The 10,505-nt window shown below is 57.1% G+C and carries 9 protein-coding genes and 1 pseudogene; 9 read left to right on the plus strand and 1 reads right to left on the minus strand.

Features of this window, described 5'->3' with window-relative positions; translation table 11 throughout:
* Positions 1-695 (plus strand): adenosylcobinamide-phosphate synthase CbiB (gene cbiB / locus AQR02_RS02800; protein ID WP_082451595.1); only part of this gene is annotated, 695 nt, incomplete at its 5' end.
* Between the two features lie 7 nt (positions 696-702).
* Positions 703-1,560 carry a histidine phosphatase family protein gene (locus AQR02_RS02805; protein WP_054939299.1) on the plus strand — a complete coding sequence of 286 codons (858 nt, stop codon included), beginning with the start codon at positions 703-705 and terminating at the stop codon, positions 1,558-1,560.
* 72 nt (positions 1,561-1,632) lie between these two features.
* Here AQR02_RS02805 and AQR02_RS02810 read toward each other — a convergent pair whose 3' ends face one another.
* A complete protein-coding gene (locus AQR02_RS02810; protein WP_054939300.1) occupies positions 1,633-3,342 on the minus strand; it encodes a glycoside hydrolase family 2 protein in 1,710 nt (569 codons plus the stop codon).
* A gap of 151 nt (positions 3,343-3,493) precedes the next feature.
* On the opposite strand from AQR02_RS02810, the gene AQR02_RS02815 reads away from it, so the two are divergent.
* The 7 genes and pseudogenes from AQR02_RS02815 to AQR02_RS02845 all read left to right on the plus strand — a co-directional run.
* The gene (locus AQR02_RS02815) at positions 3,494-4,336 is read left to right on the plus strand and encodes a helix-turn-helix transcriptional regulator (RefSeq protein WP_054939301.1); all 843 of its coding nucleotides are present in this window, start codon (positions 3,494-3,496) and stop codon (positions 4,334-4,336) included.
* A 98-nt stretch (positions 4,337-4,434) separates the two neighbouring features.
* Entirely contained in the window at positions 4,435-5,889 is a 1,455-nt protein-coding gene (locus tag AQR02_RS02820) for an aminotransferase-like domain-containing protein (protein WP_054939302.1), read from the plus strand.
* Positions 5,890-5,903: 14 nt separating this feature from the next.
* The gene (locus AQR02_RS02825) at positions 5,904-6,845 is read left to right on the plus strand and encodes a D-alanine--D-alanine ligase (RefSeq protein ID WP_054939303.1); all 942 of its coding nucleotides are present in this window, start codon (positions 5,904-5,906) and stop codon (positions 6,843-6,845) included.
* The gene (locus AQR02_RS02830) at positions 6,838-8,031 is read left to right on the plus strand and encodes an aminotransferase class I/II-fold pyridoxal phosphate-dependent enzyme (RefSeq protein ID WP_054939304.1); all 1,194 of its coding nucleotides are present in this window, start codon (positions 6,838-6,840) and stop codon (positions 8,029-8,031) included. Before AQR02_RS02825 ends, AQR02_RS02830 begins: the two co-directional genes overlap by 8 nt.
* A gap of 247 nt (positions 8,032-8,278) precedes the next feature.
* Positions 8,279-9,339: pseudogene (gene cobT / locus AQR02_RS02835) on the plus strand (nicotinate-nucleotide--dimethylbenzimidazole phosphoribosyltransferase).
* Positions 9,336-9,884, plus strand: a complete 549-nt coding sequence (cobU, locus tag AQR02_RS02840) for a bifunctional adenosylcobinamide kinase/adenosylcobinamide-phosphate guanylyltransferase (RefSeq protein WP_054939305.1) — start codon at positions 9,336-9,338, stop codon at positions 9,882-9,884. The pseudogene cobT and the gene cobU overlap by 4 nt, the downstream one beginning before the upstream one ends.
* Positions 9,881-10,505, plus strand: a 625-nt coding sequence (locus tag AQR02_RS02845) for an adenosylcobinamide-GDP ribazoletransferase (RefSeq protein WP_245237056.1), incomplete at its 3' end; no start/stop codon positions are given. The genes cobU and AQR02_RS02845, both read left to right, overlap by 4 nt.

Below are 10,505 nucleotides of genomic sequence, written 5' to 3' on the forward strand. Positions count from 1 at the left end.
AAGCCTGGCTGATCTCCACAACCATAGCCGCCAAGGGGCTGAAAGATGCCGGGATGGCTGTCTATGTGGAGCTGCGCAAGGGAGACCTTCCAGCGGCCCGGCAGGCGCTGGGAATGATTGTCGGCCGGGACACGGCTCTGCTGGAAAGTCCGGAAATTGTGCGCGGCACCGTAGAGACGGTTGCTGAGAATATCGTCGATGCGATTATCTCTCCGCTGTTCTACGCTTTGCTCGGCGGCGCGCCGCTGGCGATGGCCTACCGCGCTGTGAACACCCTGGATTCCATGGTCGGCAACAAGAACGATAAATACCGCGACCTCGGCTGGGCCTCCGCCCGGCTCGATGATGTTGCCAATTACATACCGGCGCGGATGACAGCGCTGTTGTTAACCCTATGCGCAAGGCTGCTGCGGCTGAACTGGCGCAGATGCTGGCGCACCGTGCGGCGCGACGCCCGCCTGCATCCCAGCCCCAACAGCGGCTATCCGGAATCGGCTGTAGCCGGAGCGCTCGGCATCCGCCTGGGCGGAGTCAACATTTATCACGGCGTAGCCTCGTTCCGTGCCTATATGGGCGACCCGCTGCGCAGTCTGGAGCCGGAGGATATTATAATTACCTCCCGGATGATGCTGCTGACTTCCTCAATATTCGTAGTCCTCTGTGCAGCGCTGGCCTTCATAGGGATTGGGGGCTAAGGGAAGCATGAATAATTCCGGACATGAGAAAGCAAGCAGTTTGGAGGAAGGACAGGCTACTGTACGGGCGGAAAAAGAAACAGAACAGCATCAGTCCCGGCACCAAGCAGAGCAGCACCAGTCCCAGCGCCCGCACCAACCAGAACAGCACCAGTCCCAGCGCCAAATAGAGCTGGAGCTGGTATTGCTGCGCCATGGGCACACGAAGTGGAATATGGAGCGCCGTTATCTGGGGAGCAGCGATCTGCCGCTGCTGCCGGAGGAACGGGAGAAGCTGGCTGCGCTAAGAGAACAGCCGGAACTGGCGGGCAGCTTCTGGCGTGTGTATTGCAGTGATTTGCTCCGCTGCCGGGAGACTTTGAACTGCATCGCTCCTTCGCTGGAAGACGAAGCTGTCTATGATTCCCGCTTACGGGAGATGTGTTTTGGGGCATGGGAAGGCTGTACGTATGAGCAGCTGAAGAATAATCCGCAGTACAGAAGCTGGATTGATGATCCGGCGGCGGTTACGCCGCCGGGCGGGGAACCCTGGGAGGCGTTTACCTCGAGGCTGGAGCATTTTATGAGCGGGTTGGTGCTCGAAGCGAAAGCCGGGGAGAACTTGCGGGGAAATCGCTGTTCAGCTCAGCGGGAGAGCAAGGAAGATACCAACTCGGGTGCCGCTGTGTACCGCGAAGAACCGCTGAAGCAGCGCGTGCTGATTGTTACGCACGGCGGTGTCATCCGCCATTGGCTGGCTAAGGCCGGGTCCGGTATGACGTTCCACACTGCAGCAGCACCGCCGCCGGGAACGGTGGCGGTGCTGAACCTGGTGTTGGAGGCGGGCGGCTGGGCATTGAGCAGAACGAATGGGGATGTGAATTAAGACTGCTGCCCTGAACACCCCTCCCTGGAGATTAAGGAGGGGTGTTTATATTTACCGATTTCCGCTAGAGAGCTATTCGGTCCAGGAACGGTAGATGCGCCGTACCTCCCGGAACGACTGCTTAGGTTTGCGGTATTCATTGACGAGGCCCTTATTGTTGAAGCCGCGGGCGCGGTCACGGAAGTTCTTGCTGGTGCTCTTTAAATCGCCGCGGATGTCTGCAAACTGCCAGATGAAGGTTCCGCCGATCCGGGGATCCTTCCTGAAGATCGCCAGTGCCTCGGTAACAATATAGGCCTGATAATCCTCGCTGAACAATCGGGGCTCCCAGCCTACATCCCCGGACAGCCCTGCACCGCCGAACTCGGTCATCAGCACCGGCCTGTCACCGGCTCCCAGCCGTTCTGCCCGTTCATGGAACTGCTCCAGCATGTCTTTAAAGCCTCCCACCTCACCTTCGTACCAGCCAAAATATTTATTAATGCCGATGACATCGAACAGGGGCAGCAAATTATCCTCCAGCGGATGCATGGTCGCATAGGTAACCAGCCTGGAAGTATCGAGACTTCGCACCAGGCCGACCAGAGCCTGTGTGAAGACATAGGCCTCCTGTGTGCGGCTGTCAATCTCATTATGAACCGACCAGAAGATGACTGACGGATGATGAACATGCAAGCCGATCATTTCTTCAATCATGGTAAGTGCGCGCTGCTGAAAGAGCGGCTCACTTACCGTTTCGTTCGGCAGGGCAGCTCCCCAGATCGGGATTTCGCTCCAGTACACCAGGCCGTGTTCATCGAGCAGATCAAGCCAATAAGAGCTCTGGGGATAATGCGAACCCCGGACGGAATTGCAGCCCAGCTCCAGTATGATATCAAGCTCTTTGTGCATCAGCTTGGGAGGGAAGGCAAAACCCCATTCGGGATGCTCCTCATGACGGTTAACTCCCTTTAGATAGACCGGGGAGCCGTTAATCACGATGCGCTGATCCTTCGTCTCAATCCGGCGGAAGCCAACCCGTTCGGTCTTGTCGTCTTCCTCTGTCCGTACCTGAAAGGAATACAGTTCCGGACGGCCGACATTCCACAGGCGTACCTCTGGCAGGAGCAGCTTGAAGGTGTGGCTGAAGGTCTGGCCAGCCTCAACCCGGACTTCTTCCGAGTGTAATTCATGTCCGCCTTCGCTGAGTGTCAGTCTAGTCGACTGCTGCACCTGCAGGAAGGAGCGGAGCTGTACATGAACAGAGACGTCGGCGTCCGCGCCTTGGAGATCATAATCAATTCTCAATTGTTCGATATACAAATCGGGCAAATATTGCAGCTCGCAAGGCCGGATGATGCCGCCGTAATGGAACCAGTCCACCTGCTCGGTCGGAATCGTCAGACGGTCCAGCGTACTGTCCGTCCGGACGACAAGCTCATGCTCACCTGCCGCCAGTGAAGGAACAATGAATTCAAAGGGAGTAAATCCCCCGTAGTGGTAGCCAAGGTGCCGGCCGTCCAGATACACATCGCAATGGCCCAGCACGGCATGAAAGATCAGTCTGACATGCTGCTCCGCCCTGATCTGCACTTTTTTCCGGTACCAGGCGACCCCTTCATACTCGTACATGCCCAGTTCATTATTCCAGCATGAGGGTACATAGAGAGACTGTGAAGAATGTGGAAAACGCTCATACCATTTTTCTTGAACCCCAGCATTTAGCGGATCCTGCGCAAAGTCCCAAGGCCCGTCCAATACCTCTGTTCTGCGAATCTGATGCTGGCGAAACGTCCTTAACAAGTGGATTCCTCCTTATTATTGTGGAGTGCATTGTTAATTTCAGGCATCCTGATAATATGGATAGTATCATTCAGCATTCAGGCATTGAATAGAAAAAAACGATATCGTCTTGTATAAATCGCGCTTAAACCTGCAGGGAGGAAGACATCGCTTGGAAGCAGAGGGCTACAACTTGAATGACCTCAGCGTGCATATCCATTTCGTACTGGACAAGGTTACGTATCCGGGCTGGGAGGATATCCGCAATATGGTGAATGTACATAGTCTGTACTGGATTCATGAGGGAGAAGGGGTTTTTCGGACCAATACTCAACATAAGGTGCAGGCTGGAATGCTGATCTATTTAAAACCGGGCCTACAGATGTCCATGCGTTCGGAGATGGATGCTCCGCTCCGCATGACGATGCTGCTGTTCGATTGTGCGGAGCTTGGCTATGATACGGTATGGAAGGATGTTCAGCCCATCGGAACTCTGAGGCTTCCCTTTTTAAGCCAGTACTGTGACCAGCAGGCTGAGGAATTAGGCCGGATGTTCCGGGAGATTCATCAGGACTGGCTGCCCGGACTGACCGCCGGAACAGCCGTTTCCCGGGCGAAATCGCAGATTCTTCTGCATAAGCTTCATCAGACCGTGCAGGCTGACTGGAATCTGATGGAGTCCGGAGCCTTCGCCGCCTTCGAGCAGATCAAGACCCGGCTTGAGAACGCCTATATGGATCATCACCGGATCGAAAAGCTGGCCGAGGAGTACGGCATTTCGGCTTCTTACTTGCGGAAGCTGTTCCTGAAACATACGGGCATGGGCCCGAAGGAATATCATATGCACATTCAGAACCAGCAGGCATGCCGTTATCTCATATTTACCGATTATCCGGTCAGGGAAATCGCCCATTTCTGCGGCTTTTACGAGGAATATCATTTCAGCAAAATATTCAAGCAATTAAACGGGGTCTCTCCGACCCTCTACCGCAGCAGACAGAGAAACGGGGAATAACTTCCCCATAGAACCACAGGCGGGAGAAAAAGCCGGGGCTGTGGTTCTTTTTTTACAGGAAAGACTATGCCATGATAGCTATGGGGGGCGACTTACGCATGTTTAAGGATTTCAGGCTCATTGCCGGACGGCCGGTATATATTCAGGTTAAGGATTATATGAAAAGCCTCATTCTGAGGGGCGCCCTCCAAGGGGAGCAGAAGCTGCCCTCTACCCGGGAACTGAGCCTGCTGCTGAAGGTGAGCCGCAATTCCGTCATTTCCGCCTACACGGCGCTGGAGGATGACGGCTTCGCCTACACGGTACAGGGGCAGGGCAGCTATGTGGCGCCTGCGGCGGCTTCGGACCGCACAGCAGCCTCGGCCTGGACGATGGACTGGAAGACCCGCTTGAGCAGCAGAGCGCTGCTGGCGGAGGAGCTGGATATTATGAAGCGCGGCATCCGCGCGGGCAAGGGTACGATTTCTTTTACCAGCATCGCACCGGATGAAAGCCTGTTCGACCTGGACAATGTAAAACGGGCCTTTCTGGACCGGATGTCCGTGGAAGGCAATGTTCTGCTGAACTATGGCTATGCCAAGGGGTATAAGCCTTTAATAGATTATTTGCGGCAATACATGGAGCACAAGGGCGTAGACATGCGCGGCAAGGATATGCTGATTACGAACGGGTTCACGGAGGGCTTTGATATCGTGTTGTCTGCGCTGGGACAGCGGCACGGAGCGGTGCTCTGTGAGAATCCGACCCATCATACGGCACTCAAAAATCTGCGGCTGAACGGCTTTGACATCAGAGGGGTGGCTATGGAGCCTGACGGCATTCACCTGGGTGAGCTGAAGCGGGCGCTGGAGGAAGGGGAGTATGACTGTGCGTATTTCGTACCTTCTTACCACAATCCAACCGGTATAGTAATGTCTCCCGAGAAAAGACAGGGACTCATGAAGCTGATGGCAGAATACAGGGTACCGGTGATTGAGGACGGGTTCAACGAGGAGCTGCGTTATTCGGGCTCCCATGTGGCTCCGCTGATCGCAGCGGCCGGGAGCGGCAACAGTGTTATCTACCTGGGGAGCTTCTCCAAGGTGCTGTTTCCCGGGCTTCGGGTGGGCTGGGTGCTGGCGGATCAGGAGCTGATCTACTATCTGGAAAGTGTCAAAAGAGCGCGCAGCATTCACACCTCGACGCTGGATCAGTCGATTCTGTATCAGTATCTGCTCGGCGGCCATTTGGAGAAATATCTGAAACGGGCCCGAACGGAATATAAACGGAAATACGAGCTGACAATGGCCTGCTGCAAGGAATATCTGCCCTATTCCCGGATAAGCGGTGACGGGGGCCTGCATCTTTTTGTTACTTTCCCCGAAGGCTTCAGTACAAGAGAGCTGCTGGCGGCCTGCCGGGAGCAGGGGGTTATTTTTACAGCGGGGGATATCTTCTTCACGGACGGAACCGGACAACATACGCTGCGGCTGGGCTTCTCCAGGGTAGCGGATGAGGATATACGCAGGGGAATTGAGATTATCGGCAGGACAGCACGGCAACTACTGGGATGAAGAGGGGTATGGAGATGTTAAAAGTAGGCGTAATTATGGGCGGGGTATCCTCTGAATATGAGGTGTCGCTGAATACCGGCAGAGAAATGCTGAAGCACTTGGACCGGAGCAAATATGAGGCGGTGCCGGTAGTCATTACAGAGCGCGGACAGCTGATTGATCAGGTAAAAGGGCTGGATTTCGCACTGCTGGCGCTCCACGGCGCCTACGGCGAGGACGGAACGGTGCAGGGCACGCTGGAGACGCTCGGTATCCCCTATTCCGGGAGCGGCGTGCTGTCCAGCAGCCTGTGCATGGATAAACATCTGTCCAAAACCATCCTCAGAAGCAAGGGTATCCTGACCCCGGATTGGCTGTGCTGGGACAGCATGGATGAGTATGCACCGGAAGCGGTGGAACGCCTCGGGTATCCGGTCATGGTTAAGCCGAATTCGGGCGGCTCCAGCATCGGCATGTCGAAGGTGAACAATGCACAAGAGCTGCGGGGGGCGGTTGAAAAAGCTTTTGCCGGAGACCGTTCCATTCTGATTGAAGGATTCACCGAAGGGCAGGAAATTACCTGCTCGATCCTTGGCGGAGACTTTCTGCCGGTTATCGGTATTAACTCGCTAGGCGCCGATTGGTTCGATTACAATGCTAAATATGAGCAGGGCGGAGCGGAGGAACGCGTAATTCAGCTTTCACTGGGGACTCATGAACGGGTGCGTACAGCGGCTTTTGCCTGCTATAAGGCACTTAAGTGCTCCGTTTATGCCCGGGTGGATATGCTGCTGCAAAATGGCGTTCCCTATGTCCTTGAAGTGAACACCCTGCCGGGGATGACCGAAACGAGTCTGTTGCCGCAAAGCGCGCTTGCTGCCGGCTACACCTTCAGCAGCCTGCTCGATGCCATCATTACCGGATCGCTGCAGGCGCAGGGAGTTCAAGAAATGCAGGAGGTGACCGGCCATGCTTAAAGAGTCTTCACTTCAGCGCACGCAGGGGCAAGAGTGGATTGCCCCGCGTGTGCGGGAGATTGCGCCTTCGGGCATCCGCGCTTTTTTTGACCTTACTGCCGGTAACAACGATATTATATCGCTTGGTGTGGGACAACCGGATTTCGCTACACCGGAGCACGTGAGAGCCGCCTGCATCCGGGCACTTGAGCGCGGAGAAACCATGTATACGCCAAATGCCGGGCTGCTGGAGCTGCGGGAGGAAATTGCCCGTTATCTGCATAACGGGTTTGGGCTGCAGTATGATGCTGCAGACGAAGTGATCGTCACTGTAGGCAGCAGTGAAGCGCTGGATCTGGCACTGCGGGCCTTTACTGCTCCGGGCGATGAAGTTATTATCCCTTCACCCAGTTATATCGCCTACTCCCCGATTGCCCACTTGAACGGGGGCACACTGGTTGAGGTTGAAACCCCGGCGGAGCAGGGCTTTAAGCTGACGGCCGAAGCGCTGGAGAAGGTCATCACCCCGCGCTCCAAGCTGCTGATGCTGAACTTCCCGAGCAATCCTACAGGCGCAGTGATGTCTTACGAAGACTGGCTGCCTATTGCAGAACTGGTGAAGAAGCATAACCTGCTGGTGCTCTCGGATGAAATCTATGCCGAGCTGACCTATGACAGCAGACACGCCAGCATTGCTGCGCTTCCCGGCATGAAGGAGCGGACCATAGTGATCAGCGGCTTCTCGAAGGCCTTCGCGATGACCGGCTGGCGCGTAGGCTATGCCTGCGGCAACCGTGAGCTGCTGGCTGCGATGCTGAAGATTCATCAGTACACCGCGATGTGCGCACCGGTACTGGGACAGATTGCGGCCCTTGAATCCCTGCGCAGCGGACTGCGCGACAAGGACCGGATGAAGGAATGTTTCCGGCAGCGCAGAACGCTGTTTGTGGAAGGTCTCCGGACCATCGGACTCCACTGCCATGAGCCGCAGGGGGCATTCTATGCCTTCCCGTCGATTGCCCATACCGGAATGCAATCGGAGGAATTTGCCGTGCGGCTGCTCCGGGAAGCAGGAGTTGCAGCAGTTCCCGGGCATGTGTTCGGAAGCGGCGGCGAGGGGCACATCCGCTGCTCCTATGCAGCCTCTACGGCCAAGCTGAACGAGGCACTGGAGCGGATGGAAAGGTTTATGAAGGTTAGAATATAACGGATCCCATAACGGATTCGATAATGGTAAAAATGTAATTGTACGATCCTGTTATATCCCCTATAATCCTAAAGGAAGAAACAGGGATATGCAGTATAATAGCTTTCGGCAGCATGTCAGCGATCGCCCCCTTCTTCGGAGAAGGGGCCTTTTTGCGTACGGAGCAGGAACATATGAACAGAGCCGGCAACAGTTACTTGGAGCACCTGAAATATGCGATTACACACCAGCACAGGAGGAATTATCTATGATCTCAGCAATTGAAGCAGTAATCGGCCGGATTGCCCCGGCCGATCAGGAAGCAATCCGGCGCGCGGAGCAGCGGCTGGATATACTGACTAAGCCGCCGGGCAGTCTCGGCCGGCTTGAGACGCTGGCCGTCCGGCTGGCGGGCATCTCCAAGACGGAGCAGCCGGCTTACTGCAAACGTACGGTGGTGGTTATGGCTGCCGACCACGGCGTATGCAGCGAAGGGGTCAGCGCTTTTCCGCAGGAGGTCACAGTGCAGATGGCCTACAATATCCTCAGCGGCGGCGCAGGGGTGAATGTACTCGCCCGTCAGGCCGGTGCTGAGGTGAAGCTGGTGGATATCGGTGTGGGCGCGGACTTGAGCCATCCCGAGCTGATTGAACATAAAGTACGCTACGGCAGCGGGAATATGGCTCAAGGGCCTGCGATGAGCCGGGAGGAAGCGGAACGGGCTATTCTGGCCGGGATAAGCGTGGCTGAGGAAGCGGTGAAGAGCGGGACGGAGATTTTTATTACCGGCGAGATGGGTATCGGCAATACTACGGCCAGTGCTGCAGTTCTCTGCGCGCTGGAAGGCATTCCGGCAGAAACGGCAGTAGGCCGGGGCACCGGGATTGATGATGAGCGGCTGCGTCATAAAATTGCCGTTGTGGAGCGTGCGCTGCAGCTCAATGCCCCGGATGCTGGGGATGCCATCGATGTGTTGTCCAAAGTGGGCGGGCTGGAAATTGCCGGGCTTGCCGGTCTGATTCTCGGAGCGGCAGCGGCTGGAGTTCCCGTCGTTCTGGACGGCTTCATCTCCGGCGCAGCGGCACTCGCTGCCAAGTCGCTTGCTCCAGAGTCCATCCATTATATGATTGCCTCCCATGTCTCCGGCGAGCAGGGCCATAAGCTGATGCTGGAACGGCTGGGGCTGGAAGCGCTGCTCGGGCTTGGGCTGCGTCTTGTGAAGGAACAGGAGGCGTTCTCTGCCTGCATCTGATTGAAGCGGTCAGCCGGATTATGCGGGAAATGGCTACCTTCGAAAGCGCGGGAGTCTCCGGGGCGGAGAGCCGATGAGCATTCTTGTTACAGGCGGGGCGCGCAGCGGCAAGAGCAGCTTTGCCGAGCGCCTGACACTGTCGCTGGCCGATGAGGCGTTGTATGTAGCAACCGGACAAGCGTTCGATAAAGAAATGAAGGCACGGATCGCCCTGCACCGCCGGCAGCGTGAGATAAACGCCAGCCAGTGGGAGACGCTGGAGGAGCCGCTTGATCTGCCGGCATTGCTTGAGCGCCTCTCCGGGGGAAAGGCGGTGCTTGTGGACTGTCTGACGCTCTGGCTCTCCAATGTGCTGCTGGATGTAGAGGGTGAGGCAGACAGAGAGGAGCGGGTGGAACAGGAGATTGCCCGGCTTGAGCAGAGCATAGCCGCCTTCGAAGGGACGCTCGTTCTTGTGACGAATGAGGTCGGTGACGGCATTGTGCCGGAATACGCGCTCGGTCGGCTGTACCGGGATTTGGCCGGCAGGATGAACGCACGGCTGGCCAGGCAATGCCGGCAGGTCTTTCTGGTCACCGCCGGAATTCCGGTTGAGCTCAAGAGCAGAGAGTACAAGCTGTGAGCGCGCGGAGGGATGCCGCCGCTGCGTTTCAGTTTCTGTCCCGCTTCCCGGTTAAGGATGGCGGGGACTTCTCGCCGGAGCTGCTGCGGCGCAGCGTGGTCTATTATCCGCTGGTCGGTGCGGCAATCGGGCTTGTCACTGCGCTCGGCGCTGCCGCTGCTGCCTGGCTGCTGCCGGCCTGGCCAGCCGCTGTAATTACCCTCATCCTGTGGGTGGGACTTACCGGCGGACTGCATCTGGACGGCTGGATGGACAGCGCCGATGCGCTGCTCAGCTACCGTTCCCGGGAGCGGATGCTGGAGATTATGAAGGACAGCCGCGTGGGAGCCATGGGCGTGCTGGCCTGCGTGCTGCTCCTGCTGCTGAAGGCTTCCTTGCTGGCAGCCTTTATCGGAAGCAGCCAGTATTATGCGCTGCCGCTGCTGCTGCTGCCGCCGGTCTGGAGCCGCTGGTACATGGTGCGGGCGATGGCCCGCTACCCTGCTGCCCGCGGCAACGAAGGCCTGGCAGCGGGCTTCGCCGCGCTGCCGGTGCGGCAGGAGCGGCGCGCGCTGCTGCTCGCCGCCCTGCTGACCCTGCCCGCTGCCGCTGCGCCATTGGCGCTTGGCGCGGGAGGCACGG

Origin of the sequence: Paenibacillus ihuae (genome assembly GCF_001368795.1) — a bacterium.
Classification (GTDB): Bacteria; Bacillota; Bacilli; order Paenibacillales; family Paenibacillaceae; genus Paenibacillus_AQ; species Paenibacillus_AQ ihuae.

Bases quoted from the DNA above. Each gene is read 5' to 3' on its own strand.
- AQR02_RS02825 (WP_054939303.1), top strand. From the start codon at position 5,904: ATGTTAAAAGTAGGCGTAATTATGGGCGGGGTATCCTCTGAATATGAG.
- AQR02_RS02805 (WP_054939299.1), top strand. From the start codon at position 703: ATGAATAATTCCGGACATGAGAAAGCAAGCAGTTTGGAGGAAGGACAG.
- AQR02_RS02830 (WP_054939304.1), top strand. From the start codon at position 6,838: ATGCTTAAAGAGTCTTCACTTCAGCGCACGCAGGGGCAAGAGTGGATT.
- AQR02_RS02820 (WP_054939302.1), top strand. From the start codon at position 4,435: ATGTTTAAGGATTTCAGGCTCATTGCCGGACGGCCGGTATATATTCAG.
- cobU (WP_054939305.1), top strand. From the start codon at position 9,336: ATGAGCATTCTTGTTACAGGCGGGGCGCGCAGCGGCAAGAGCAGCTTT.